The 23201-nt window shown below is 66.0% G+C and carries 27 protein-coding genes and 2 tRNA genes; 12 read left to right on the forward strand and 17 right to left on the reverse strand.

The window, feature by feature from the left end; genetic code table 11:
* Positions 1 to 22: 22 nt before the first annotated feature.
* Positions 23 to 514, reverse strand: a complete 492-nt coding sequence (locus QZ186_RS02510; RefSeq protein ID WP_010315780.1) for a YajQ family cyclic di-GMP-binding protein — start codon at positions 512 to 514, stop codon at positions 23 to 25.
* 64 nt (positions 515 to 578) lie between these two features.
* On the opposite strand from QZ186_RS02510, the gene QZ186_RS02515 reads away from it, so the two are divergent.
* Positions 579 to 995: an MAPEG family protein gene (locus tag QZ186_RS02515; RefSeq protein ID WP_247477399.1), complete on the forward strand. Its 417-nt coding sequence runs from the start codon at positions 579 to 581 to the stop codon at positions 993 to 995.
* A 9-nt stretch (positions 996 to 1004) separates the two neighbouring features.
* On the opposite strand, the gene QZ186_RS02520 is transcribed toward QZ186_RS02515, so the two are convergent.
* The 3 genes from QZ186_RS02520 to ebsA are packed head-to-tail and all read right to left on the reverse strand — an operon-like array spanning position 1005 to position 3072.
* On the reverse strand, positions 1005 to 1517 hold the full coding sequence (locus tag QZ186_RS02520; RefSeq protein ID WP_010315776.1) for a hypothetical protein: 513 nt from the start codon (positions 1515 to 1517) through the stop codon (positions 1005 to 1007).
* Between the two features lie 37 nt (positions 1518 to 1554).
* On the reverse strand, positions 1555 to 2661 hold the full coding sequence (locus QZ186_RS02525) for a phosphotransacetylase family protein (protein WP_247477398.1): 1107 nt from the start codon (positions 2659 to 2661) through the stop codon (positions 1555 to 1557).
* 24 nt (positions 2662 to 2685) lie between these two features.
* Positions 2686 to 3072 carry a type IV pilus biogenesis protein EbsA gene (gene ebsA / locus QZ186_RS02530; RefSeq protein WP_296415647.1) on the reverse strand — a complete coding sequence of 129 codons (387 nt, stop codon included), beginning with the start codon at positions 3070 to 3072 and terminating at the stop codon, positions 2686 to 2688.
* A 26-nt stretch (positions 3073 to 3098) separates the two neighbouring features.
* Between ebsA and QZ186_RS02535 the strand changes: the two genes are divergently transcribed.
* Complete coding sequence (locus QZ186_RS02535) at positions 3099 to 3845, forward strand: NAD-dependent epimerase/dehydratase family protein (protein WP_296415648.1); 747 nt, start codon at positions 3099 to 3101, stop codon at positions 3843 to 3845.
* Here the strand turns inward: QZ186_RS02535 and map are convergent.
* The gene (map, locus tag QZ186_RS02540) at positions 3842 to 4708 is read right to left on the reverse strand and encodes a type I methionyl aminopeptidase (RefSeq protein WP_010315770.1); all 867 of its coding nucleotides are present in this window, start codon (positions 4706 to 4708) and stop codon (positions 3842 to 3844) included. The genes QZ186_RS02535 and map overlap by 4 nt on opposite strands.
* Positions 4709 to 4765: 57 nt before the next feature.
* Here map and QZ186_RS02545 point away from each other — a divergent pair, with 57 nt between their 5' ends.
* The 6 genes from QZ186_RS02545 to gltX all read left to right on the forward strand — a co-directional run bounded on the left by QZ186_RS02545 (position 4766) and on the right by gltX (position 7754).
* Positions 4766 to 5071: a hypothetical protein gene (locus QZ186_RS02545; protein ID WP_010315768.1), complete on the forward strand. Its 306-nt coding sequence runs from the start codon at positions 4766 to 4768 to the stop codon at positions 5069 to 5071.
* A gap of 44 nt (positions 5072 to 5115) precedes the next feature.
* Complete coding sequence (gene rplS, locus QZ186_RS02550) at positions 5116 to 5619, forward strand: 50S ribosomal protein L19 (protein ID WP_010315765.1); 504 nt, start codon at positions 5116 to 5118, stop codon at positions 5617 to 5619.
* A 95-nt stretch (positions 5620 to 5714) separates the two neighbouring features.
* Positions 5715 to 5787 (forward strand) — tRNA-Trp (locus QZ186_RS02555).
* Between the two features lie 37 nt (positions 5788 to 5824).
* A complete protein-coding gene (locus QZ186_RS02560; RefSeq protein ID WP_006043540.1) occupies positions 5825 to 6013 on the forward strand; it encodes a hyperconserved protein Hcp in 189 nt (62 codons plus the stop codon).
* Positions 6014 to 6220: 207 nt separating this feature from the next.
* Positions 6221 to 6294, forward strand: a tRNA-Asp gene (locus QZ186_RS02565).
* Positions 6295 to 6317: 23 nt separating this feature from the next.
* Positions 6318 to 7754, forward strand: coding sequence for a glutamate--tRNA ligase (gene gltX, locus QZ186_RS02570; RefSeq protein WP_247477395.1), 1437 nt, complete (start codon positions 6318 to 6320; stop codon positions 7752 to 7754).
* Here the strand turns inward: gltX and QZ186_RS02575 are convergent.
* The 3 genes from QZ186_RS02575 to QZ186_RS02585 are packed head-to-tail and all read right to left on the reverse strand — an operon-like array spanning position 7659 to position 9788.
* Positions 7659 to 8936: a cation:proton antiporter gene (locus QZ186_RS02575; RefSeq protein WP_296415686.1), complete on the reverse strand. Its 1278-nt coding sequence runs from the start codon at positions 8934 to 8936 to the stop codon at positions 7659 to 7661. The genes gltX and QZ186_RS02575 overlap by 96 nt on opposite strands.
* Entirely contained in the window at positions 8926 to 9177 is a 252-nt protein-coding gene (locus QZ186_RS02580) for a hypothetical protein (RefSeq protein ID WP_296415649.1), read from the reverse strand. Before QZ186_RS02580 ends, QZ186_RS02575 begins: the two co-directional genes overlap by 11 nt.
* Before the next feature lie 8 nt (positions 9178 to 9185).
* Complete coding sequence (locus QZ186_RS02585) at positions 9186 to 9788, reverse strand: DUF1643 domain-containing protein (RefSeq protein WP_296415650.1); 603 nt, start codon at positions 9786 to 9788, stop codon at positions 9186 to 9188.
* On the opposite strand from QZ186_RS02585, the gene polA reads away from it, so the two are divergent.
* Both polA and cysS read left to right on the forward strand, forming a co-directional pair.
* On the forward strand, positions 9738 to 12695 hold the full coding sequence (gene polA / locus QZ186_RS02590) for a DNA polymerase I (protein WP_296415651.1): 2958 nt from the start codon (positions 9738 to 9740) through the stop codon (positions 12693 to 12695). The genes QZ186_RS02585 and polA overlap by 51 nt on opposite strands.
* Entirely contained in the window at positions 12692 to 14134 is a 1443-nt protein-coding gene (gene cysS, locus QZ186_RS02595; protein ID WP_296415652.1) for a cysteine--tRNA ligase, read from the forward strand. Before polA ends, cysS begins: the two co-directional genes overlap by 4 nt.
* Here the strand turns inward: cysS and QZ186_RS02600 are convergent.
* The 3 genes from QZ186_RS02600 to QZ186_RS02610 all read right to left on the reverse strand — a co-directional run bounded on the left by QZ186_RS02600 (position 14131) and on the right by QZ186_RS02610 (position 16733).
* Positions 14131 to 14346 carry a hypothetical protein gene (locus QZ186_RS02600; protein WP_010315743.1) on the reverse strand — a complete coding sequence of 72 codons (216 nt, stop codon included), beginning with the start codon at positions 14344 to 14346 and terminating at the stop codon, positions 14131 to 14133. The genes cysS and QZ186_RS02600 overlap by 4 nt on opposite strands.
* Before the next feature lie 23 nt (positions 14347 to 14369).
* Positions 14370 to 15728, reverse strand: a complete 1359-nt coding sequence (locus tag QZ186_RS02605; RefSeq protein ID WP_296415653.1) for a sodium-dependent transporter — start codon at positions 15726 to 15728, stop codon at positions 14370 to 14372.
* A gap of 66 nt (positions 15729 to 15794) precedes the next feature.
* The gene (locus QZ186_RS02610) at positions 15795 to 16733 is read right to left on the reverse strand and encodes a DUF368 domain-containing protein (RefSeq protein ID WP_247477359.1); all 939 of its coding nucleotides are present in this window, start codon (positions 16731 to 16733) and stop codon (positions 15795 to 15797) included.
* 75 nt (positions 16734 to 16808) lie between these two features.
* Here QZ186_RS02610 and QZ186_RS02615 point away from each other — a divergent pair, with 75 nt between their 5' ends.
* Both QZ186_RS02615 and QZ186_RS02620 read left to right on the forward strand, forming a co-directional pair.
* Positions 16809 to 18032, forward strand: coding sequence for a 1-deoxy-D-xylulose-5-phosphate reductoisomerase (locus QZ186_RS02615; RefSeq protein WP_247477357.1), 1224 nt, complete (start codon positions 16809 to 16811; stop codon positions 18030 to 18032).
* Complete coding sequence (locus QZ186_RS02620) at positions 18029 to 18382, forward strand: (2Fe-2S) ferredoxin domain-containing protein (RefSeq protein ID WP_296415655.1); 354 nt, start codon at positions 18029 to 18031, stop codon at positions 18380 to 18382. The genes QZ186_RS02615 and QZ186_RS02620 overlap by 4 nt, the downstream gene beginning before the upstream one ends.
* Here QZ186_RS02620 and QZ186_RS02625 read toward each other — a convergent pair.
* From QZ186_RS02625 to QZ186_RS02650, 6 genes are all read right to left on the reverse strand, one after another.
* On the reverse strand, positions 18364 to 19374 hold the full coding sequence (locus tag QZ186_RS02625; protein ID WP_296415657.1) for an alpha/beta fold hydrolase: 1011 nt from the start codon (positions 19372 to 19374) through the stop codon (positions 18364 to 18366). The two genes, QZ186_RS02620 and QZ186_RS02625, sit on opposite strands and share 19 nt — an antisense overlap.
* 50 nt (positions 19375 to 19424) lie before the next feature.
* Positions 19425 to 20840, reverse strand: coding sequence for an NAD(P)(+) transhydrogenase (Re/Si-specific) subunit beta (locus QZ186_RS02630; RefSeq protein WP_010315731.1), 1416 nt, complete (start codon positions 20838 to 20840; stop codon positions 19425 to 19427).
* Positions 20837 to 21136 carry an NAD(P) transhydrogenase subunit alpha gene (locus QZ186_RS02635; protein ID WP_010315729.1) on the reverse strand — a complete coding sequence of 100 codons (300 nt, stop codon included), beginning with the start codon at positions 21134 to 21136 and terminating at the stop codon, positions 20837 to 20839. Before QZ186_RS02635 ends, QZ186_RS02630 begins: the two co-directional genes overlap by 4 nt.
* Positions 21133 to 22254 (reverse strand): NAD(P) transhydrogenase subunit alpha, encoded by a 1122-nt coding sequence (locus QZ186_RS02640; protein ID WP_247477348.1) that lies wholly within the window; start codon positions 22252 to 22254, stop codon positions 21133 to 21135. Before QZ186_RS02640 ends, QZ186_RS02635 begins: the two co-directional genes overlap by 4 nt.
* Positions 22255 to 22317: 63 nt before the next feature.
* Positions 22318 to 22986, reverse strand: coding sequence for an SDR family oxidoreductase (locus tag QZ186_RS02645; protein WP_010315726.1), 669 nt, complete (start codon positions 22984 to 22986; stop codon positions 22318 to 22320).
* A 4-nt stretch (positions 22987 to 22990) separates the two neighbouring features.
* Positions 22991 to 23182 (reverse strand): hypothetical protein, encoded by a 192-nt coding sequence (locus QZ186_RS02650; RefSeq protein ID WP_010315723.1) that lies wholly within the window; start codon positions 23180 to 23182, stop codon positions 22991 to 22993.
* Between the last annotated feature and the right edge of the window lie 19 nt (positions 23183 to 23201).

Genomic DNA, 23201 nt, shown 5'->3' on the forward strand with positions numbered 1-23201 from the left:
GGGCTGACAGAAACGCTGCGATCTAGCGGTAGTTCTGGAACTGCAGGGGCACTTCGACGTCCTGGTCCTTCAGCAGCTGAATCACCGCCTGAAGGTCATCTTTGCTTTTGCCGGTCACCCGCAGGGCATCACCCTGAATGGCGACAGTGACTTTCTTGAGCTCGTCGCGAATGGTTTTGCTGAGCTTTTTCGCCAGCTCCTGACTGAGCCCTTTGCGCAATTTGACCACCTGCTTGACCTTGTTGCCGCCGACGGGCTCAGGGGTTTGGAAGTCGAAGATCTTGAGCGAGAGGTTGCGCTTGGTCGCCTTCTGACGCAGCACATCCTCAACCGCCTGCAGCGTCATATCGCTTGCGGTCGTGATCGTCAGGCTGGTCTCCTCCAGGTCCACTTCGGTGCCCGAATCCTTGAGGTCGTAGCGGGTCGAGACGTCGCGGCGCACCTGGTCCAGGGTGTTCACCAATTCCTGCCAATCGAAATCGGAGACGACGTCGAAGGAGTAGCTGGAGGCCATGCGGTCGCGCGGGGTGAACCGGGCTCAGCCTAGAAAAGGAGGCAACCCAAGCCCGTTGGCCCCGATGCATCCCGCCTTTGCCTGGTCGCTCTTCCTCAGCGCCGGTGTTGTGGTCTCCAGCCTGGTGCCCCTCGGCGCGGCCCGCTCCAAGGCCGACTTCCAACTGAGCGACCTGGCAGCCCCCCGGGCCATGGCCGAGCGGCTGCCGGACTGGGGCAAGCGGGCCAACTGGGCGCACCTCAACAGCTTTGAGGCCTTCACCCTCTACGCCCCGGCCGCGCTGATTTGCCTGATGGCCGGCGTCAGCTCGCCGGTGGCCATCGCCGCCGCTTGGATCTATCCGGCCCTGCGACTGGGCTACATCGCCGCCTACGTCGCCAACCTTCCGCCCGTTCGCTCCCTCTGCTGGGCCGGTGCCATGACCTGCGCCGGTCTTCTCTATTGGGAGGGACTGCAGGCCGTCATTGCCGCGGCCAACTGAGCAAAAGGGTCAGTCGAAGAACATCAGGCTGACCACCTTGCCCATGTCTTCTGCGGTTCGGCAGCTCGCCAGCAGGGTCTCGCTGTCGTGGAAGGCAAAGCAAATCAGCTGATCGCAGCGGCGAATGATCTCCTGGTTGCAGAGGCTGCTGGCCATCGGCAACGGCAGCTCGTCGTTCTCCGGTTTCTCGACCAGGTGCAGAACCCGATCGAGCTGCTCGCGGGATTCCCGGGGTTGTCTATCCAGGCTTTGCGGCAGCAGCACCGTCAACCGTGACGGGTCGATCTCCAGGACACCGCGAATCACAGCGGCATTCACGCCCTGGGAGCCCGAAGTAATCAAGCTGTGCCCCTCCTGGGCCAGGGAGCGGGCCACCAACTCCACCAGGTGGACCGAAACCACCGGCACATGGCGGCTGCCGAGAATGGCAATGCGACGCTTACTCCGGTCCTGGAGCATCGCCAGCTCTTGAGCCAGGGTGTCAATCCGGTCGAGGGCCGGCAAATCAAGAGACCGGGTCAACGCATAACACCAGCTGACGTTTCGAAACTAGCAGTGATTACGCAGGGACTGGCAGCCGTAGGCGACTGAAAAGCCGCTCAAAATCGCAATGCTCTTCCACAAGGCGGAAGGCATAGGTGGCCTTCACCGATTCATGCAGCCGCACCTGACCGAAGGCGTTTTCGATCACCCCAACGGTCGTCAAGGTGTCGTGGTCGACCTTGAGCAAGGGAACCTCAAGTTCCTCAGCCCTGGAGATCAACTGGGGCAACGGTTCACCCGCACCCGTGAGGATCAAACACTGGGTCGAGGCCTCCAGCGCAGCCAATTGGATATCGGTGCGGTCCGCACCCGTGACCACAGCCATGTTGCGGCGGCGACGGAAGAACTCCATGGCGGAGTTCACGTTCATCGCACCAATGGACAGGGTCTCGACCAGAAGATCGTGCCGCTCAGGGCAACACAGGGTCCGGGCATCGAGGCGGCGAGCCAATTCCTCGACGGTGACGCTGCGCAGCAGCGGCGAGCGGGGCATCACCCCCAGCACCGGCAGGCCAAGCCGCTCGAGGGCGGGGACCACATCAGCGCGCAGGGCCGTCACCTGGGCGGGGGGCACTCCATTGAGCACCACCCCAGCCAGCAGCTCACCCAGTTGATCGCGCGCGGCGAGCAGGGGCTCAACGCTGCTGCTGTCGTCCCAGGCGTGGACGAGCAGCACTGGCGCCTGCAAGCCCTCGGCCACCTGGGCCAGGCTCAGTCCATAGAGACGGCCATCGTTGAGGCTGCCTGAGGCCTCCATCAAGGTCAGCCCCTCGCTCGAGGACTGCAGTTGCTGCTGCAGCCGCTGGAATCCAGCCCCTGGCTGGAGGTTGCCATCCAGCAGACGCGCCCGAGCTGCTTCGGCGTCCTTGAGATGAACCGAAGGGACCAGCTGGTCATCCTTGAGTCCCAGGATCTGGCCGACGAAGCGCACGTCATCGTCGATCAGCGGGTCGGAACCCTCAGCGCTATCAGCCAGGGGTTTGCCCAGCCGAACGCTCACTCCACGCTGCAGCAGCTGGCGGGCCAAGCCCAGCACCACCGCCGATTTGCCACTGAAGGGCGCACAGGAACCGATCAGCAGGGCGGGGGAACAAGCGTGATTCGCCGCGTTGCCCTGGCCCATGTCAACCCAGTTGTTCAATCGAATCTAAGGGGTGCCGGGGGGCGGATCGAGTCCAAGCAACAACCATTGCCAGAAGCTCTCAGGCAGATCCATCGAACCGTCCTGCTCCCTGCAATCCATCAGCCAGAGCACCAGCTGAGAGGTGGCCACCGAACAGGCGTAGCTCGCCCCAGGCAGTGCCGGTGACGGACGGGTCGGATCCGCCTCCACCACCAACTCCAACTGCGCCGGCTCCGAAGGGGCCACCCCCGCCCGCCAACGCAGCTCAAAGGGCCGCTGCCCAGCGGGCTTGAGCTGACGCACCCCAGAGCAGGAGCCACGGGCCAAGGTCTCCAGGGCGCGCTCCAATTCCGCCGGGCGCGCGCTCCCCTGGCAATAGGGAGCGAACAAGGCCACCAGCCCCGCCGACATGCCAAGCACCGTCCTCTGCACCGAGGATGGCGCAAGCTGAGGCCATCGCCCACCGCTGCATGGGACTGCCGCGCTTTCAAGGACGCACCGTTGCCCTCACTGGAGCCAGCGGCAGCCTGGGCCAAGCCCTGTTGCAGCAGCTCGACGCGGAGGGAGCGCAGCTGATCGCCCTGACCAGCAGCGATCGACCGCTACGCACTGAACGCGCCAATGGGGACCCCATCCCCCTCGAACAGGTGCGCTGGAGCGTGGGCCAGGAGCAGGCCCTGAGCGACGTGCTGGCGCGGGCCGACATCTTGGTGATCAACCATGGCGTGAACTGCCATGGCGAGCGCAGCCCCGAAGCGATCGTGCGATCGCTCGAGGTCAATGCCCTCAGCAGCTGGAGGTTGCTCGAGCTCTACGCCCAGCAGGACGACGGCACGCGAAAACGGGAGGTCTGGATCAACACCTCCGAGGCCGAGATCCAAGCGGCGGTCAGCCCGCTCTATGAGATCAGCAAACGGCTGCAGGGCCAACTGCTGAGCCTGCGGAGCCTGGACCTGGCCACTGAGACCTTCCGAATCCGCCGGCTGGTCCTCGGCCCATTTCGCTCCGCCCTCAATCCCATCGGGCTGATGTCTGCGGCGTTTGTCGCCCGGGAAATCCTGCGGCAGACCCACTGGGGATTGGGGTTGGTGATCGTCACACCAAACCCCTTGACTTATCTATTGATGCCCCTTGCGACCCTCAGTCGCTGGGCCTACTTCCGGCTGGTCAGCAGCCGGCCCTAGAAGTCGCGGTCGGTCAGGATCTCGCAGCCGTCGCTGGTCACCGCGATGGTGTGCTCCCACTGGGCCGAGAGGCTGCCGTCAACGGTCACCACGGTCCAGCGGTCCTTCAGGGTGCGGCAAACCTTGCTGCCGGCGTTCAGGATCGGCTCCACCGCGAGGGTCATGCCCGGGCGCAGCTTCATGTTCGGCAGCTCCCGGGTGCGGTAGTTGAAGACCGAGGGCTCCTCATGCAGGTTGCGGCCCACGCCATGGCCGGTGTAGTCCTCCACAACCGCAAAACCGTTGGCCTCGACGTGGTCCTGAACCGCACCGGCCAGATCCAGCAGGGTGCTGCCCGCCTTGACCGTCGCCAGGCCCTTCATCAGTGATTCCTGGGCCACCCGCGCCAGGTCCTGGGCCTCCTGGGAAGCACCCTCACCGACCAACAGGCTGATGCAGCTATCGCCGTGGTAGCCGTCGAAGTAGGCGCCGGTGTCGACCTTGACCAGGTCACCGGCCTTAATCACCCGCTTGTTGCTGGGGATGCCGTGGACCACCTCGTTGTTGATCGAGGCGCAAATGCTGGCGGGAAAGCCGTGGTAGCCCTTGAAGCTGGGCGTCGCACCCATCTCGCGAATGCGCTTCTCCGCGTGGGCGTCCAAATCCCCTGTGGTCATGCCCGGTTGGGCCAACTCCATGATCTCCCGCAGGACCGTGGCCACGATCCGGCTGGCCTGGCGCATCGTCTCGATCTCACGCGCGCTCTTGACCTCGACACCGCGGCGACTTTTCTGAATCCGGGGGCCGGTCTGGGTCACCGCCGACTGGGGCACCTGACCTTGTTCTTTCTGGGTGGCGGCCAGCAAATCAGCAAAGAGGTTCATCGCGCCAGTGCAGGCCTGCTCTCTGCAAGTTAGAACCTGAGCCCTGAACTGTGCCGCATGCAAGCAACCCTGGCCTGGATGCGGCGCCTCCATGCCGCCATCGCTCCGCTGGTGGTGCTGCCGCTGCTGCTGACCGTCTGCAGCGGAATGGCCTATCGGCTTCTGAAGGATTGGGGAGGCTTCGGCCGGGACCAGGTGCACTGGCTGATGGTCCTGCACGAAGGGGAATGGCTGGGCACCACCGCGGAGCCGATTTACGTGCTGCTCAACGGGCTCGGTCTGCTATGGATGCTGGTCACAGGCACCACCCTGGCAATCCGCCGGCTGTGGCGTCTGCGCCCCCGGAATTCGGGGGCACCTTGAGCCAGTACACTGGTTGTTTGGCCAGGCGTTTTAACGGAGCTGGGATGGCAGCGGATTCCAAGGACATGACCGACGAGATCAAGAACGAAGAGACCCAGGAAGCCGCCGGCACCGAGGCTGCAACTGACTCCGCCGTAGCTGTGGCCGAAAAGCCTGCTGCTGCAAAAGCAACTGTGGGCAAGCTCAGCGCCCACGCCCTGATGCAGGCCTTTGAGGCCGAGCAGATCGCCAAGAACCCCAAGGAGCTCCCCGACATCTACGTCGGCGACACCGTCCGGATCGGCGTGCGCATCACCGAGGGCAACAAGGAGCGCATCCAGCCCTTCGAAGGCGTGATCATCGCCAAGCGCCACGGCGGCCTCAACGAGACCATCACCGTTCGCCGCATCTTCCAGGGCGTCGGCGTGGAGCGCGTCTTCATGATCCACAGCCCCCAAGTGGCTTCCATCAAGGTGGAGCGCCGCGGTAAGGTGCGTCGGGCGAAGCTCTTCTATCTGCGCGACCGGGTGGGCAAAGCCACTCGCGTCAAGCAGCGCTTCGATCGCTGAGGCTCACCGCCTCCAGCACATCGGCCACTTCTCCCAGGAGTGGCCACTGAAGACCTCTGCTCAGCAGAAGTCTTTGAAGAGGGGACATCGGCCCTGCGCCGTTAGTTCAGTTGGTAGAACGCAGGTCTCCAAAACCTGATGTCGGGGGTTCAAGTCCTCCACGGCGCGTTCGATGTCCCCTACCTGCAGTCTCTCGTTTCCGGACATGGAGTTGGATCTACAGCCCGGTGATGTGGTCAAGGTTCTGGAATCCGCCGCCCTCGGCTGGGTTCGTGCCCGGGTGATCCGCGTCAAATCCGGCGGTCGTGTCGTCGTCCAGAGCGACCAAGGCCGTGAGTTCACTGCCCGCGGCAATCAGGTCCGCCTGATCGAACCCGCCGGCTTCCGCCCCTGATCGTCTGAGCTCCGCTCATCACCATCTCAAGCCCGCCCTTGGCGGGTTTTTTTGTGCCCAAAACCAGGGCCAGTTCACAAGGTTTGCCGGCTCAGGCCCTGAGTGTGTTGACGGAGGGCAGGGCGACAACGGATACTTTTGAGGTCGCAAACGCGACACGGCTGGGGCCTTGAAATCCCAGACGGAGAGAGCTCTTAGAGCGCTCAAGGGACTGTAGTTCAACCGGTTAGAGCACCGCCCTGTCACGGCGGAAGTTGCGGGTTCGAATCCCGTCAGTCCCGTTTCCACCTTGAGGTCAACGCCAGTGACTGGAACTGGAGCGGCGGTCCGTGTGCGTCTCGCCCCCAGCCCGACTGGAACGCTTCATATCGGTACCGCTCGCACGGCGGTCTTCAACTGGCTCTTCGCCCGTCACCTCGGTGGGGAGTTCCTGCTGCGGATCGAAGACACCGACAAGGAGCGCAGCAAGCCGGAATACACCGCCAACATCCTTGAAGGGCTGAAGTGGCTGGGGATCAACTGGGACGCGGAGCCCGTGATCCAAAGCGAGCGAATCGAGGCCCATCGCGCCGCCATTCAGCAGCTACTGGACTCCGGCAAGGCCTATCGCTGCTATGCCAGCGAAGCAGAGCTCACTGAAATGCGGGAGCAGCAGGCGGCCGCCAACCGCGCCCCCCGCTACGACAACCGCCACCGCGACCTCAGCCCCGAGCAGGAGCAGGCCTACATCGCCGAGGGCCGCGAGGCCACCATCCGCTTTCGCATTGATGACGAGGCCGTCATCACCTGGAACGACCTGGTCCGCGGCGCCATGCGCTGGTCCGGTAGCGACCTGGGCGGCGACATGGTCATTGCCCGTCGCGCTCCGGCCGATCAAATCGGCGACCCCCTCTACAACCTGGTGGTGGTTGTGGATGACGCCGCCATGGCCATCAGCCATGTCATCCGCGGCGAAGACCACATCGCCAACACCGCCAAGCAGCTGCTGCTCTACGCAGCCCTCGGTGCACCCGTCCCCGAATTTGCCCACACCCCTCTGATCCTGAACAAGGAAGGGAAGAAGCTCTCCAAGCGCGACGGCGTCACCTCGGTCAATGACTTCCGCGAGCAGGGTTACACCGCTGAGGCCCTGGCGAACTACATGACCCTGCTGGGCTGGTCGCCGCCGGAGGGCATGGAAGAGCGGTTCAGCCTGAGCGACGCGGCCCAGGTCTTTGGCTTTGATCGGGTCAACAAAGCTGGAGCCCGCTTCGACTGGGACAAGCTCAACTGGCTCAATAGCCAGGTGCTCCACGAGCGCAGCCCCGAGCAACTTCTGGCTGAACTCGAGCCCCAATGGAAGGCCCTGGGCTGGAGCCACAGCGACGCCAGCTGGCTCCAGGAACTCTGCGCCCTGCTCGGTCCCTCGTTGGTCACCCTCAAGGACGGCATCGAGCAGGCCCGTCCCTTCTTTGAGCGCCCCGAACTCAGCGAGGCCGCCCTCAAGCAACTCGAGCTTGACGGTGCCCGACCGGCCCTGAAGGCCCTGCTCGAGCATCTGCCCGAGGGCGCTTTGACAGCCGAGACCGCCCAAGAACTGCTGGGCAAGGCCGTGGCCGATGCCGGCGTCAAGAAAGGCGTCCTGATGAAGACCCTTCGGGCCGCCCTACTCGGCAGCCTTCAAGGTCCCGACCTGCTCACCACCTGGTTGCTGCTCCAGCCCAGTGGCGAGGCCAGGGCTCGCATCGAGCGCAGCCTCTAGGTCGCTCTCCACAAGCCCCAAGCGCCGTGCCAGTAGGGGAGCGGACAGCCCCTGCACCGCCACGGTGATCAAGATCGTCAGGAACACCAGGCCCTTCAGCGCACCGCCGCCACTCACCCCGGCGGCGCTCAATTTCAGGGCAAACAAGCTGGCCACGGCCGCCGTCACGATTCCCCGCGGCGCCACCCAGCTGAGCATCAACTTGTCGCCCCAACTCAGGCCCGGCAGGCCCACCGAACCGGCCTGAACCACCAGCCAGCGATACAGCATCAGGGCGGCCACACAGCTGACACCACCCCAGCCCAAGGGCGAGAGCTCAGCCCAGGAGAGATCCGCGGCCAAGAGGGGAAAGAGCACCGTGATCGCCAGCTGCGCCAGGTGGGCAATCAGGTCATCGAGGTTGCTCGCTTCGTCCTTGAGCCGCAGGCCGACCACGATCCCCGCCGACACCGCCGCCGGGAGCCCCGCCTCCGGCAAGAGCACCTGGGTGCCACTCACCAACAGGAACAGCACCCCCAAGCTCAGTTGCAACCGGAGTCCCTCGGCCTCACTCGGCAGGCGCTGCAGCACCAGGACCAGAAGCCAGCCGCAACAACCACCCATCAACACCCCACCGCCCAGGCGCAGCAGCAACAGCGGCAGGACCTGATCCCACTGGGACAAATCACCCAGGGCCAACTGCAGCAGCAGCAGGGCCAGCACGGCCCCCACCGGCTCCAGGATCAGGCCTTCAGCCTCGAGCACCGCCGAAAGGCGCGGCACCAGACGCATCTGCTGCACCAAGGGCGTGATCACCGTGGGCCCTGTCCCCAGGGCGATGGCCCCAAACACCCAGGCCAAGGGCCAGGACAACCCCGCCAGCTCATGGGCCAGCAGGGCTCCGCCCACCAGCCCGAGCAGACCACGGGTAAGCACCAACTGCAGCACCGTGCGCTGCAGGTCGCGGCCAGCCAGACGCAAATTCAGGCCACCGTCAAAGAGCACCAAGCTCACCAGCAACCCCACCAAGGACTCCAGCCCTCCCCCCAGGCGCTCGGGCTGCACCCAATCCAGTCCGGCATCACCGATCAGCAGCCCCGACGCCAGCAGCAGCACCACCGAGGGCCAGCCACTCAGGCGTGCGATCAGCTGGGCCAGGGCACCGGCAAAAAACGAAAAGCCCCAGATCAGCTCAGAAGTCATCGTCATCGAGGGCACCGAAGACCGGCTCCACTCGGATCCCCTTCACGGCGCTGGGGCGCACCACCAGGTACTCACCGGGCAACTCCGTGATCGGCACATTGATGAAGGCATCGGCCGGGCCGGCATTCAGCACCGTGCCGTACCACTGCTGAAAGGCGTCCAGGCTGGGGAAGTGCACCACCTGCTCATGCCCCCCGGAGAGCAGCAGATGGATCGCATAGCGGCTGGGGGTGCGGGTCATCGAGGCGCTCAACCAGGCCGAAGCTCTTCCCCAGAATGGGTCAAACGCAGCGGCTGCGCAGCCTTGGCGGCATAGAGCGGATGCCGGGGCTGGCCACTCGCGGTCAGCCCGAGGGCCAGCAGCGGCACACCCTGCTGCCGCAAGAGGCGCAACACCGCTTGGTCGCGATCCCTCCAGCGGCCGCCGTTGCCCCAGCCCAGCCAGACCGCGGCCCCGGGCGCGTCCGCCAGGACGCCCAGACGCCGCTGCAACCACTGGTCGGTCTGCGGGCCGATCGGATCGGCGCTGCGCCGCAGCACCGCCGGACTGGCCGAGATGCGGGCGAACAGGTTCAGCACCTCCAGCGATCCGTAGCCCCAGGCCTGGGCAAACGCGATCAAGCGCCGCAGGGTCGGATCATCACGCTCGGCCGTGGCGCGGGAGGGATTCAACCCGACGAACAGCAACCGCGGGGCCTGCGGCTGCCACTGCCGCTCGAGCCACCAGCGATAACGGCCGCAGGAACTCAAAGCAGCCCGGCCCGTTCTGCCAGGCTGGGCCCACTTGATCTCCAGGGCGTTTTGACCGGCGGCACCACCCTCAAACCCCTGTTGCTGCTGGTGGATGGCCACTCCCTGGCCTTCCGCAGCTTCTACGCCTTCAGCAAAGGGGGCGAGGGGGGACTGAGCACCAAAGAGGGCATTCCCACCTCGGTCACCTATGGCTTTCTCAAGGCCCTGCTGGACAACTGCAAAGGCCTGGCCCCCCAGGGGGTGGTCATCGCCTTTGACACGGCTGAACCCACCTTCCGCCATGAAGCTGACGAGGCCTACAAAGCCCATCGTGACGTAGCGCCAGAACACTTCTTCCAGGATCTGGGCAACCTGCAGCAGATCCTCGAGCAGTCCCTCGACATTCCCCTCTGCATGGCTCCCGGCTACGAAGCCGACGATGTCCTGGGGACCCTGGCCAATCGAGCCGCCAACGATGGCTGGCGGGTGCGCATCCTCTCGGGTGACCGTGACCTCTTCCAGCTGGTGGACGACGAGCGCGACATCGCTGTCCTCTATATGGGGGGTGGGCCCTATGCCAAGAGCAGCGGACCGCTCGAGATTCGCCGCGATGGTGTCGTGGCCAAGTTGGGGGTCACCCCCGAAGAGGTCGTGGACCTCAAGGCGCTCACGGGCGACAGCAGCGACAACATTCCGGGGGTCAAAGGCGTCGGTCCCAAGACCGCCATCAACCTGCTGCAGGCCTACGGCGACCTCGATGGGATCTACGCGGCGCTGGAGCAACTCGAAGCCGCGGGCCCCAAGGCCAAAGATCCCAAGGGAGCCCTGAAGGGGGCGCTGCTGGGCAAGCTCAGCACGGACCGGGAGAACGCCTACCGCTCGCGGATGCTGGCGGAAATCCTGGTGGATATTCCGCTGCCGACGGATCCGCGTCTGCCCCTCGGTGCAGTCAAGAGCGACTCCCTCGCCGAAAGCCTGGAGGAACTGGAGCTCTTCAGCCTGCGGCGCCAGGTCAACAGCTTCGCCACGGTCTTCTCCAACGAACCACCGCCGGCCGTCGCCGCCGCCGAACCCCAAGCCAAAGCAGAAGCAAAAGCCGAAGCGCTCAGCGATCCGGCCGCCGATGACGGAGACGCCCGCGACGCTGCACCGCCGGCGCTTGCGCCCCAACTGATCACCAGTAGCGAGGCACTCGAGGCCTTGGTGCAGAGGCTCCTGGGCTGCTGCGACCGCCAGAGCCCGGTGGCGCTGGACACTGAAACCACCAGCCTCAACCCCTTCCAGGCCGAACTTGTGGGCCTCGGAGTCTGCTGGGGCGAGGGACTCGATCAGCTGGCCTACATCCCCCTGGGACATCAGGCGGAACTGAGCGATCCAGCGCAACTCCCCCTCGACCAAGTACTGGGGGCCTTGGCTCCCTGGCTCAGCAGCGCCGCGCACCCCAAAACGCTGCAGAACGCCAAGTACGACCGGCTGATCCTGCTGCGCCATGGTCTGCCCCTGGCGGGCGTTGTCATGGACACCCTCCTGGCGGATTACCTGCGGGATGCCAACGCCAAACACGGCCTCGAGCTGCTGGCCCAGCGGAATTTCGGCTTCCTGCCCACCAGCTACAGCGAGCTGGTCCCCAAGGGCGCCAACTTCTCGGCCGTCCCCATGGCCCAGGCCGCCCTCTACTGCGGCATGGATGTCCATGTCACCTACCGCCTGACCCCACTGCTGCGCGGCCAACTCGAGGCCCTGGGTGAACCCCTCACGGCGCTGCTCGATCAGGTGGAGCTGCCCCTGGAGCCGGTGCTGGCCCTAATGGAAGCCACCGGCATTCGCATCGACACCGACTACCTCGGCGAACTCAGCCGGGAACTCAAGGCCACCCTCGAGCGACTGGAGAGCGACGCCAAGGAGGCCGCCGGCACGGACTTCAACCTGGCCTCGCCGAAGCAGCTCGGTGAGCTGCTCTTTGACACCCTCGGGCTCGATCGCAAGAAGTCCCGCAAGACCAAGACCGGCTGGAGCACCGACGCGACGGTGCTCGAGAAGCTGGAGGACGCCCACCCGGTGGTGCCCCTGGTGCTGGAGCACCGCACCTTGAGCAAGCTCAAGAGCACCTATGTCGATGCCCTTCCCGCCCTGATGGAGGCGGAAACCGGACGGGTTCACACGGACTTCAACCAAGCCGTCACCGCCACCGGACGGCTCTCCAGCAGCAACCCCAACCTGCAGAACATCCCCGTACGCACGGAGTTCTCTCGGCGGATTCGCAAGGCCTTCCTGCCGGAGGCCGGCTGGACCTTGATCAGCGCCGACTACTCCCAGATCGAGCTGCGGATCCTGGCCCACCTCTCCGGCGAGGAGGTGCTGGTGAAGGCCTATCAAAGCGGTGATGACGTCCACGCCCTCACCGCCCGGCTGCTGTTCGACAAAGACGAGGTCACCAGCGACGAGCGCCGCCTGGGCAAGACGATCAACTTCGGGGTGATCTACGGGATGGGCGTGCAGCGCTTCGCCCGGGAAACGGGGGTCAGCCAGGCCGAAGCCAAGGAGTTCCTCAGCAAATACAAGCAGCGCTACCCGAAGGTCTTCGCCTTCCTGGAGCTGCAGGAGCGACTCGCCCTCAGCCGCGGCTACGTCGAAACGATCCTGGGACGCCGGCGTCCCTTTGCGTTTGACCCCAGCGGCCTGGGCCGTCACCTGGGCAAGGACCCCCTGGAGATCGAACTGGATGTCGCCCGCCGCGGCGGCATGGAAGCCCAGCAACTGCGCGCCGCCGCCAACGCCCCGATCCAGGGCTCCAGCGCCGACATCATCAAGCTGGCGATGGTGCAGCTGCAGCAACGGCTCACCGAGAGCGCCCTGCCCGCACGGCTACTGCTGCAGGTCCATGACGAACTGGTGCTCGAAGCCGCCCCCGAGGCCCTGGAGACGGTGCTCAACCTCACGCGTGAAACCATGGAGCGCGCGGTGACCCTGTCTGTGCCCCTGGTGGTGGAGACCGGCGTTGGCCCCAACTGGATGGAAGCGAAATGACCCTGCGGCTCACCAACACCCTCACCCGCCGCGTCGAGGAGTTCAAGCCGATCGAGCCGGGCAAGGTCAGCATCTATTGCTGTGGGGTCACGGTCTATGACCTCTGCCACCTGGGCCACGCCCGCAGCTACATCGCCTGGGACGTGCTGCGCCGCCACCTGCGCTGGAGCGGCTACGCCGTGACCTTCGTGCAGAACTACACCGACATCGACGACAAGATCCTCAACCGCGCCAGCGAAGAGGGCAGCTCGATGGAGGAGGTCAGCGAGCGCAACATCGACGCCTTCGTCGCCGACATGGGACGTCTGAACATCCTGCCGGCGGATCGGATGCCGCGGGCCACCCGCAGCCTCGATGCCATCCGCGGCCTGATCAGCGAGCTGGAGTCCAAAGGGGCGGCCTACTCCGCCGATGGAGACGTCTACTTCGCCGTGATGAAGCACGCCGGCTACGGCAAGCTCAGCGGCCGCGATCTGGAGCAGCAGCAGGACAACGCCGCCGGTCGGGTGGCCAGTGCCGAGGAAGCCCGCAAACAGCACCCCTTTGACTTCGCCCTCTGGAAGGGAGCCAAACCCGGCGAACCCAGCTTCCCCTCCCCCTGGGGCCAGGGGCGCCCGGGCTGGCACATCGAGTGCTCAGCCATGGTGCGCGAGGAACTCGGCGACACCATCGATATCCACCTGGGCGGTGCCGATCTGGTCTTCCCGCACCACGAGAACGAGATCGCCCAATCGGAAGCCGCCACCGGCAAGGAGCTGGCCCACTTCTGGCTCCACAACGGCATGGTCAATGTCGGCGGCCAGAAGATGTCGAAATCCCTCGGCAACTTCACGACCATCCGCGCCCTGCTGGATTCCGGGGTCTCGCCAATGACCCTGCGCCTGTTCACCCTGCAGGCCCACTACCGCAAACCCCTCGACTTCACCGCGGAAGCCCTCGAGGCCGCCGCCACCGGCTGGAAAGGACTGAACGCCGCCCTTGGCCTCGCCGGCGACACCACCCCCGCCGCCTCAGAGTTGCCAACCGCCCTGGCGGATGCGCGCGGGCGCTTCGCCGCGGCCATGGACGACGACCTCAACACCTCCGCCGCCCTGGCGGTGCTGTTTGAGTTGGCCAAGCCCCTGCGGGGTCTGGCCAACCGGATCGAGCGCGGCGACGCCAGCGCCCAGGGCGAACTGGAGCAAGCCAGCCATCAACAGCAACTGGCCCTGCTGCTGGAGCTGGCCGAGGTCGTCGGGCTGAAGCACGAGGGAGCCGAGAGCAGCGCCAGCGGCGGCGGTCCGAGCGACGCTGAGATCGAAGCGCAGATCGAAGCCCGTAAGGCGGCCAAAGCAGCCAAGGATTTTGCTGCCGCCGACCGGATCCGCGACGAACTCAAGGCCCAGGGGATCGAACTGATCGACAAGCCCGGCGGCCTGACGGAGTGGCTCAGGGCCTAGGGCTTGGGAGCCTGCTGGTTTTTCATCATCTGCTCGATCTTGCGAATGCGGGTGGCCGTGGTGCTCCAGACCTCCTTCTGAAACCCGGGCTCACACTCCTCGACCAGGGTCTCGATCGGCTCGCCCCGCTCAAAGGCCTCCCAGAGCTGACGCTCCAGCTTCGCCCGCTCAATGAAGTTGAAGCGCTGGAGCCACTGGGGACCGATGGCCATGGGGAGACGAAAGCTCCGCTCAGTTAAGCGCCAGCGCCGCTCCAGCTCTTGGCCAGATCGATGATCGAGATCAGCAGGCCCAGGCTGATGGCCGGCACCGAAATCCAACGCAGCGACCAGCGCAGCAGACGAACGAGCTCAGGCGAGGAACCCGACTCCAGCAGATCGCTGCGGAAGCGATCAGGCACCTGCCAGCCCAGCAGCAGGGCCATCAGCAGGCCACCGGCGATCAGGCAGACCCCGCCAAAGAGGGCATCCATCCGCTCCAGCACCCCAATGTCCAAAGCAGAAGGAAGGCCGATCACGGCAATCAGCAGCACCATCAGCCAGACGGCCCGGGAGCGGCTCCAGCCGAGGCGATCCATCAACGAGCTCACCGGCACCTCCAGCAGCGAGACCGATGAGGTGATCGCAGCCACGTAGGCCAATAGGAAAAAGACAGCCGCCACCACCCGGCCACCGCCCCCCAGGGAGGCCAGGCCCGTCGGCAGGCTGATGAAGAGGGTGCCCACGGTGCTGCCGCTGACCACATCCACCAGACCAAAGCTGGCCACCAGCGGGAAGGTGATGCAGCCGGCCATCAGGCCAACGGCGGTGTCCATCCCCACCACCGCCACGGCCTCACCGGGGAGAGCGCTCTTGCGATCGAGGTAGGTGGCGTAGGCCAAGATCGCGCCGATGCCGGTGCCGATCGAGAAAAAGGCCTGGGTGAAGGCGTTGCGGATCGTGCCCAGGTCCGTGAGCTTGCTGGGATCCCAGCGCAGCAAAAAACCGCTGTAGCCCGCATGGGCTCCGGGCAGAAAGGCCGCCCAGATCGCCAGGGCCAGCAGCAGGAGAAACAGCAGGGGCATGGCCCAGCGGGTGAGGCGCTCAATGCCGGCCTTGATGCCGGCGGCGACCACCACCCCGGTGAGGGCCAGGCTGATCAGGTGCCCCAGCACCGCATCACCGCCGCTGCTGATGCCGGCGAAGAAGCGCTCCGCCGCGGGAATGTCGGCTGGGAGCGGCGAACTCAAGGCATGGATCAAGCTGCGGCCCGTCCAGCCCATCAGGACGGCGTAGTAACTGAGGATCCCCATCGCGGCGGCCAGGAACAGCCAACCCAGCGGGGCCCAGCGGCGACCGCCGGCGGTGATCGGAGCTAGCAGGGGGGCGTGGCCCGTGCTGCGCCCCAGGACCATCTCGGCCACCAGCACCGGCAGACAGACCAGCGAGACGATCAGCAGGTAGAGGAGCACAAAGGCCGCCCCGCCCCCCTGGGAGGCCCGATAGGCGAAGCCCCAGAGGTTGCCCAGACCGACCGCGCTGCCTGCGGCGGCCAACACGAAGCCCAGGGACGAGCCCCACTGCTCGGGGGGGTGACCACGCTCGTGGGACGTCATCGGGGCAGCAAAAAGCAGCCCCCAGTTTCACCGGCGGGGCAAGGGAGCTGCATCAACGGATTGGACTCAGCCGCCCATCTCCGCAGCGCCCATCCGCTCTTGAATCCGCTCGAGGCCCAACACCAAGAGCACACCCAGGCCCATCAGCAGCAGGGCCAGGGCGAAGGCCGAGCCGCTGGGGGGCGCCGCCAGGGCATCCCGCAGGACGATCAACTTGCCCTTGGCGTTGGTGGTGCTCTCCAGCACGGTGCGGAAGGGCCAGATCTTCCAGAGGGAGCCGGCCATGAAACCCATCAACAGGGCCACGGTCTGGCCATGCCAGCGCTTCAGCAGCCAGCTCAGCAGACGCACAAACAGCAGCAGCCCCGTTGCACAGCCCAGGGCGAAGGGCACCAGGGTCGCCAGATCCAGGGCCTTCACCCCTTCCATCACGTACTGGTACTGGCCGAGCACCAGCAGCAGAAAGGAGCCGGAGACGCCCGGAAGAATCATCGCCATGATCGCCACGGCCCCGCTCCAGAAGATCGTGAAGGGGTCGTGGGGCATGGTCACCGGCGTACGGGTCACCAGCAGCAGCGCCGCCGCCACACCAACCACCATCGCCACCAGACCGGCGGCGCCCCAATGGGCATGGCGGGCGATCAACACGATCGAGCCGACGATCAGACCAAAGAAAAAGGCAAAGAGCAGGGCCGGCTGGTTCACATAGAGCCAGGTGATCGGACGCACCAGCACCAGGACTGAACCGAACAGGCCAGCCAGCAGGGGCAGCAAAAAGCCCAGGTGGACCCGCTCGGCGGCCTCCGCCCAGGCGCCGCGTCGCAGGAGGCCGAGGAGCTCGAAGTCAAAGCCCGAGACAGCCTCCAGCAGGGTGCCGTAGATGCCGAGGATGAAGGCCATCGTGCCCCCCGAGACCCCGGGGACCACATCGGCGGCGCCCATGGCGAAGCCACATCCCAGGACGTAGGGCCAGCGCTGAGGCGCCGCCGGGTTCTGCTCGGCCATCGCGGATCAAAGGAGTGCCGGCAACGCTACGCGCCTGGAAATGGGAAACTGGCCGCTGATCCCTGGAGCTCCGCCGTGAAAGCCCTCTCCGTGCTCGGCTCCACAGGCTCAATCGGTACGCAAACCCTCGAGATCGTCGAGGAGTTCCCCGATCGCTTCCGCGTCGTCGCCCTGACGGCCGGGAACAACCTCGATCTGCTGATCCGCCAGATCCAGAAGCACGCCCCTGAGGTGGTGGCCCTGGCGGATGAAGCCAAACTCCCGGCCCTGCAGGAGCGGCTCCAGGCCCTCTCCGCCAGTGAGCGCCCCGCCAAGTTGCCGGAGCTGGTGGGCGGCACTGACGGGCTCTGCACCGCCGCGGCCTGGTCCAGCGCCGACCTGGTGGTCACCGGAATCGTGGGCTGCGCCGGCCTGCTGCCCACCCTGGCGGCGATCCGCGCCGGCAAGGACCTGGCCCTGGCCAACAAGGAGACCCTGATCGCCGCTGGTCCAGTGGTGCTGCCGGAGCTCGCCAAGAGCGGCTCGCGCCTGCTGCCCGCGGACTCCGAGCACTCCGCCATCTTCCAGTGCCTGCAGGGCACCCCCTGGGCTGACACCGCCCGGCTCTCCACCGGTGTGCCGACGCCGGGCCTGCGCCGGATTCAACTGACCGCCAGCGGCGGTGCCTTCCGCGACTGGGATGCGGCGGATCTGCACAAGGCCACCGTGGCCGATGCCACCAGCCACCCCAACTGGAGCATGGGTCGCAAGATCACCGTCGACTCCGCCTCCTTGATGAACAAGGGTCTGGAGGTGATCGAGGCCCACTACCTCTTCGGTCTGGACTACGACCACATCGAGATCGTGATCCACCCGCAGTCGATCATCCACTCGATGGTGGAGCTGGCGGATTCCTCCGTGCTGGGCCAGCTGGGTTGGCCCGACATGAAGCTGCCGATCCTCTACTGCCTGAGCTGGCCGGAGCGCCTGGAGACCCCCTGGCGCCGCCTGGATCTGACCGAGGTGGGGCAACTGACCTTCCGCAAGCCCGACCCCGCCAAGTACCCCTGCATGGAACTGGCCTATGCCGCCGGCCGGGCCGGGGGAACGATGCCCGCGGTGATGAATGCCGCCAACGAGCAGGCCGTGGCGCTCTTCCTCGAGGAGAAGATCCACTTCCTCGACATCCCGAAGCTGATCGACAGGGTTTGCGATCGCCACAAGGCTGACCTCATGGCCCATCCCTCCCTGGACGACGTGCTGGCGGTCGACAGCTGGTCCCGTCAGGCGGTGCGTGAAGCTGCAGCCGTCTCTGTTTGAGCCAGCCGTTGATTCAGCACCACCTGCTGCTCTGCGCCACCCCAGCGAAGGCGCTCTGCAGCCCCGATCCAACGGTCGGCCCTGAGAGCTGGACTGCCCTCAAGCGCCTGGTGCGGGAGTGGGGCCTGGAGGATCCAGCCCGCCCTGAAGGGATCGTGTTGCGCAGCAAGGCCGATTGCCTCCGCATCTGCGTCGAGGGTCCGGTGCTCTTGATCTGGCCCGAGGGAATCGTCTACGGCGGGGTCACCGCTGAGCGCGTTGAGCGAATCCTGAAGGAGCACGTCATCGGCGGCGCGCCCATCGAGGAGTGGATTGTCAAACGGATGCCCTTTCAGGCGAGCAAGGCCTGAAACCAGCGGGCGGTGAGCTGATCGGTCCAGCAACCGCCGCGGCCGTGGAAGCCGTTATGGCCGCCCTTGGCCGTCACGAGCAGCTGTAAGCGCTCATCCTGGAAGGCTTCCAGGCTTCTGGTGGGCTCCACGGGCACCCAGGGATCATCCTCGGCGTGAATCAGCAGGCAGGGGGGCAGCTCTCGCCGGATGCGGGGCTCCTGGAGACGCCAGAGGGGACTGGCCTGGCGGTAGTAGTCGTCCACCGAGCCATAGCTCCAACGGGGAGCCGTGATCGCCGCATCAAAAGCTCGGATGCTCTCGAGGGGCCCCTCCAGGGCCTGACGCTCGGCGGCCGTGACCCCAAACGGGTCGGCCAGGGTCTGGGCCACCAGCCGCTTCAAGAGCCAATGCTGATAGAGGCGGTTGCGGGGCAACTCGATCTGGCGGGAGCAGCTCTCCAGATCGACTGGAGTGCTGATGGTGACCAGCCCATCCAGCAGTGGCGCCTGGGGATCGAGACCGGCTGTCCGGCGCTCCAGTGAGCTGGAGGTCAGGGCATTGAGCAGCTTGGTCCCGCCCAGGGAAATCCCCATCCCAAGCAGGGGGAGGCCAGCGGCCAAGCTGCGGGCCTGGCGCAGGACCGGCAGCAGATCGCGATTGCTGTTGGCCGCATAGGTGCCGCGGGCCAGGGCACGGCCGTCGCCTGCGCCGCGCATGTTCAGCCGGAGCACGGCAAAGCCGGCGCGCTGGAGGGTGTCACCCATCCGCCGCAGTCCGCCGCGCTGGCTCGATCCCCCAAGTCCATGCATCAACAGCACGAGGCCAAGGGGCTCCGGCCCGGAGAGGGGGGCATCCCACTTGGCGAGGAGCTGATCGCCATTGCCCACATCAAAGGGCAAGGGCTGCCCCTGATCGGGGGGAAGGGCATCCGAGCGGAAGGTGTCCCGCAGGGTCTGCAGATCGCCGTTCAGCCAGGGGAAGCGAGGCTCAAAGGGAGGCTCACCGTCCATGGAAAAGGGGCCCCGAGGGCCCCCAATGCTGCTCATTGACGAGGAGCGAATCAAGCGCCCTTACCGACGCCCTGGCTGCGCAGTTCAGCGCAGAGGCCCTGCAGCACAGCCTTGGCATCACCGAAGACCATGGCGGTTTGGGGCAGCTCAAACAGGGCGTTCTTGATGCCGGCATAACCGGCGCCCATGCTGCGCTTGACCACGAACACCTGACGGGCCCCGTCCACCTCAAGCACGGGCATGCCGTAGAGGGGGCTGTTGGGATCGTTCTTGGCGTCGGGGTTCACCACGTCGTTCGCACCCAGGACGATGACCACATCGGTGCGGGGGAACTCGGGGTTGATGGTGTCCATCTCGAGCAGCTGCTCGTAGGGCACATCGGCTTCCGCCAGCAGCACGTTCATGTGACCCGGCATGCGGCCGGCCACCGGGTGGATGGCGTAGCTGACCTCGGAGCCATTGGCTTCGAGCATCTTGGCCAGCTCGCGCAGGGCGTGCTGGGCCTGGGCCACGGCCAGGCCGTAACCGGGGACGAAGACCACGCGCTCAGCGCTCTCGAGGGCCATGGCGCACTCCTCGGGGCTGCAGCTGACGATCCGGGTATAGCCGGCTTCTTCGCCGCCACCACCAACCGGAGCAGCGCCGCCCAGGGCACCACCGAAGAGAACGCTCACCAGGGAGCGGTTCATGCCGTCGCACATCACCTGGGTGAGGATCAGGCCAGCGGCACCGACCATGGCGCCCGCCACGATCAGCAGCTGACTGCCCACCACGAAGCCAGCGGCGGCAGCCGCCACGCCGGAATAGGAGTTCAGCAACGAGATGACCACCGGCATGTCGGCACCGCCGATGGGCAGGGTCACGCCAATGCCGAGCAGGCTCGAGGCCACCACCAGCAGCCACAGGGACGAGCCCGCGGGATCGCCGGGGAGGGCGAAGGCACCCACCAGAGCGGCAACGGCGATGGCGATGTTCACGCCATGGCGCACCTGGCTCTGGGTCCAACCGGGGGTGTCGATCCAGCCCTGCAGCTTGCCCATCGCAACGATGGAGCCGCTGAAGGTGATCGCACCGACGAAGACCGAGATCACGATGGACACCAGGGCCACCATGTCCGACTCAGCGGAGTTGTAGAGGGCCACCGCAATGGCCACCAGCAGGGAGGCCATGCCACCGCAGCCGTTGAAGAGGGCGACGGTCTCCGGCATGGAGGTCATCGGCACCCGGCGAGCCGTGATCAGACCCAGCAGGCCGCCAGCGGCCGTGCCAACAGCAATCCAGACCCAAGCCACCGGCGAGGGCGCCAGCTGAATCAACAGACCAACGACGGCCAGGCCCATGGCCAGGGCAGCCAGTCCGTTCGCGGAGCGGGCGGAGCGAACCTTGGAGAGGCCCTTGAGGCCCAGGGCCAGCAGCAGGACCGCCAGCAGGTCAATCAGATAACCAAACAGCGCGAGGCCACTCATCGGCGTGCTCCTGACTTCTTGCGGCTGAACATGGCGAGCATGCGGTCGGTCACGAGGAAGCCCCCGATCACGTTGAAGAGGGCAAAGCCCAGGGAGACCGCGCCGAGGATCAACATCCCGGGGTTGCCCTGGGCCTGAGCGATCAGGGTCAGGGAGGCCAGCACGGTGATGCCACTGATGGCGTTCGCGCCGCTCATCAGAGGGGTGTGCAGGGTGGGGGGCACCTTGCCAATCAGTTCCAGACCCAGGAGGCTGCCGAGCAGCAGCACCCAAAGGGCTTCATTCAGGCTGCTCATGCAGCACCTCCGGCAGATTCAGGGGCGTTGTGGCTGAACAGGCAGCCCGAGACGATCTCATCGTCCAGATCGAGGTTCACCGAGGAGGCACCCTCGGCGGTGGTGTTGAGCAACAGCTCAAGCAGCGCCGCGATGTTGCGTGCATAGAGGGCGCTGGCGTGGTTGGCCACGCTGCAGGGCAGGCCATCGCCGCCGATCAGCTGAACGCCGTGGCGGATGACGGTCTGGCCGGGCACGGTGCCTTCGCAGTTGCCGCCTTGGGCGACCGCCAGGTCAACCACGACGCTGCCGGGACGCATGTGCTGCAGCATCGCGTCATCGATCAGACGCGGCGCCTTCTTGCCCGGCACCTGGGCCGTGCAGATGACCATGTCGGCCAGGGCCAACTGTTCGGTGAGTTGACGGCGCTGCTCAGCGAGGAAGGCTTCTGTGGCCTGCTTGGCGTAGCCACCGGCTTCGCCGGGCTTCTGATCCAACTCAGGCGGATCAATAAAGCGGCCACCGAGGGACTCCACCTGCTCCTTGGCGGCGGGGCGAACGTCGCTGACGTAGGCCACGGAGCCCAGGCGGCGGGCGGTCGCCAGGGCCTGAAGGCCCGCAACGCCGGCACCCAAGATCAGGGCGCGGGCCGGCTGAATCGTGCCCGCGGCCGTCATCAGCATCGGCACGTAGCGATCCAGGGCCGCCGAAGCGAGCAGAACGGCCTTGTAACCAGCGATGTTGGCCTGGGAGGAGAGCACGTCCATGCTCTGGGCCCGGCTGATCCGAGGCAGCAGCTCAAGGGCGAGTGCGCTCACCTGAGCGGACTGAAAACGCTGCTTGAGGGCGTCGTTGCCGTGGGGCTCCAGCAAACCCAGAAGCAGGGCTCCTGCTTTCGGGGAATGCTTCTGGGCCAGATCCGAACCCTGGACCGTCAGAACGACGTCCGCTTGAGACCACTGCTCAGCACTGGGGTCCGTCAGCGCAGCACCGGCCTCTTCATAGGCCGCGTCGTCGTAACCGCTGGCCTGACCAGCGCCCCGCTCGACGACAAAGGTGCAGCCGCGTGCCGCCAAACGGCGCACGGTTTCGGGAGTGGCCGCGACCCTGGTTTCACCAGGACGGCACTCCCTTGGCACTAAAACACGAATCAATGTCTCGACCCTGGGTGGAGGCAGATTCGCATACGGCCGTAAGCGTTCTCAAGCCAACCAGCTGGCAAGCGCAGGGGGTTCAGGGGCCGGAACGTCCGGAACAGTGCTGGTGATCTCAATGATGCGTCCCGCGCTGGCTGGGACCTCCAAGGCATCCAGGCAAACCCGGGCCACCAGGCGGCGCGGAAGGCTGCCGTCCTCCTGTTGATCAGCACCGGAGAAGCGCAGCTCCTGCGCGGCGATGTCCTCCTCGGCTTCCTTGAGGCCCCCCGGGCGAACAATCGTGACCTCTAGCCCGCTTTGTTCGAGCCACTGCTCGCCGAGGCGTTTCCAGACCAGGATCAGGCCAAAGAGGTTCAGCGGGTGCAGCCAACGGCCCGCACAGAGGGAACTCACCAGCACCAGGCGCTTGAGGCCAACGGAGCGGCAAGCCTCCAGCTGCTGGCGCACGCCAAGGGCATCGACTTTCAGGGGGCCCAACAAATCAATGCTGGGTCGAGCCCCGGTGGCGATGACCAGGGCATCGCAGCCGCGCAGGGCCTGTTGCAGGGCCGCGCTGTCGTTCAGCTGGAGGCGATGCACCTCGGCTCCCTCCAACCCAGGTGGGAGGACTGAGCCAGGTCGGACGATCGCCCGAACCTCGAAACCGCGGGCCAGGGCCTCGGCGACCACTCTCCAGCCGGTTTTGCCGGAAGCGCCGGTGACCGCGACTCGCATGGACTCAGAACAGGGGCAGAAGCTCCTGTTCTAAGCAGCGGGCCTGGGGACTGGAGCCCTGTCGGCGCAACTGGCGCGCCCGCAGGATCATTGGGTCCAGATCGCATTCCAGAGACAGCGCCTCCTCAAAGCGCTGCCGAAGCTCGTCTGGGGTGAGTGCAAACAGAAAACGCTCATCCATGGGCAACAGGGGCAAAGCCCGGGAGCGGGTGATG

The organism is Vulcanococcus sp. DEBay_Sum29NL08_54 (genome assembly GCF_017859255.1).
In the GTDB taxonomy this organism is placed as follows: Bacteria; Cyanobacteriota; Cyanobacteriia; order PCC-6307; family Cyanobiaceae; genus Vulcanococcus.

What these genes read in the sequence shown, in the direction of transcription:
- QZ186_RS02510 (WP_010315780.1), bottom strand. Translation starts at nt 514, where the DNA reads ATGGCCTCCAGCTACTCCTTCGACGTCGTCTCCGATTTCGATTGGCAG.
- QZ186_RS02515 (WP_247477399.1), top strand. Translation starts at nt 579, where the DNA reads ATGCATCCCGCCTTTGCCTGGTCGCTCTTCCTCAGCGCCGGTGTTGTG.
- QZ186_RS02525 (WP_247477398.1), bottom strand. Translation starts at nt 2,661, where the DNA reads ATGGGCCAGGGCAACGCGGCGAATCACGCTTGTTCCCCCGCCCTGCTG.
- ebsA (WP_296415647.1), bottom strand. Translation starts at nt 3,072, where the DNA reads ATGTCGGCGGGGCTGGTGGCCTTGTTCGCTCCCTATTGCCAGGGGAGC.
- QZ186_RS02535 (WP_296415648.1), top strand. Translation starts at nt 3,099, where the DNA reads ATGGCGCAAGCTGAGGCCATCGCCCACCGCTGCATGGGACTGCCGCGC.
- map (WP_010315770.1), bottom strand. Translation starts at nt 4,708, where the DNA reads ATGAACCTCTTTGCTGATTTGCTGGCCGCCACCCAGAAAGAACAAGGT.
- QZ186_RS02545 (WP_010315768.1), top strand. Translation starts at nt 4,766, where the DNA reads ATGCAAGCAACCCTGGCCTGGATGCGGCGCCTCCATGCCGCCATCGCT.
- rplS (WP_010315765.1), top strand. Translation starts at nt 5,116, where the DNA reads ATGGCAGCGGATTCCAAGGACATGACCGACGAGATCAAGAACGAAGAG.
- QZ186_RS02560 (WP_006043540.1), top strand. Translation starts at nt 5,825, where the DNA reads ATGGAGTTGGATCTACAGCCCGGTGATGTGGTCAAGGTTCTGGAATCC.
- QZ186_RS02575 (WP_296415686.1), bottom strand. Translation starts at nt 8,936, where the DNA reads ATGACTTCTGAGCTGATCTGGGGCTTTTCGTTTTTTGCCGGTGCCCTG.
- QZ186_RS02580 (WP_296415649.1), bottom strand. Translation starts at nt 9,177, where the DNA reads ATGACCCGCACCCCCAGCCGCTATGCGATCCATCTGCTGCTCTCCGGG.
- cysS (WP_296415652.1), top strand. Translation starts at nt 12,692, where the DNA reads ATGACCCTGCGGCTCACCAACACCCTCACCCGCCGCGTCGAGGAGTTC.
- QZ186_RS02600 (WP_010315743.1), bottom strand. Translation starts at nt 14,346, where the DNA reads ATGGCCATCGGTCCCCAGTGGCTCCAGCGCTTCAACTTCATTGAGCGG.
- QZ186_RS02605 (WP_296415653.1), bottom strand. Translation starts at nt 15,728, where the DNA reads ATGACGTCCCACGAGCGTGGTCACCCCCCCGAGCAGTGGGGCTCGTCC.
- QZ186_RS02610 (WP_247477359.1), bottom strand. Translation starts at nt 16,733, where the DNA reads ATGGCCGAGCAGAACCCGGCGGCGCCTCAGCGCTGGCCCTACGTCCTG.
- QZ186_RS02625 (WP_296415657.1), bottom strand. Translation starts at nt 19,374, where the DNA reads ATGGACGGTGAGCCTCCCTTTGAGCCTCGCTTCCCCTGGCTGAACGGC.
- QZ186_RS02630 (WP_010315731.1), bottom strand. Translation starts at nt 20,840, where the DNA reads ATGAGTGGCCTCGCGCTGTTTGGTTATCTGATTGACCTGCTGGCGGTC.
- QZ186_RS02635 (WP_010315729.1), bottom strand. Translation starts at nt 21,136, where the DNA reads ATGAGCAGCCTGAATGAAGCCCTTTGGGTGCTGCTGCTCGGCAGCCTC.
- QZ186_RS02645 (WP_010315726.1), bottom strand. Translation starts at nt 22,986, where the DNA reads ATGCGAGTCGCGGTCACCGGCGCTTCCGGCAAAACCGGCTGGAGAGTG.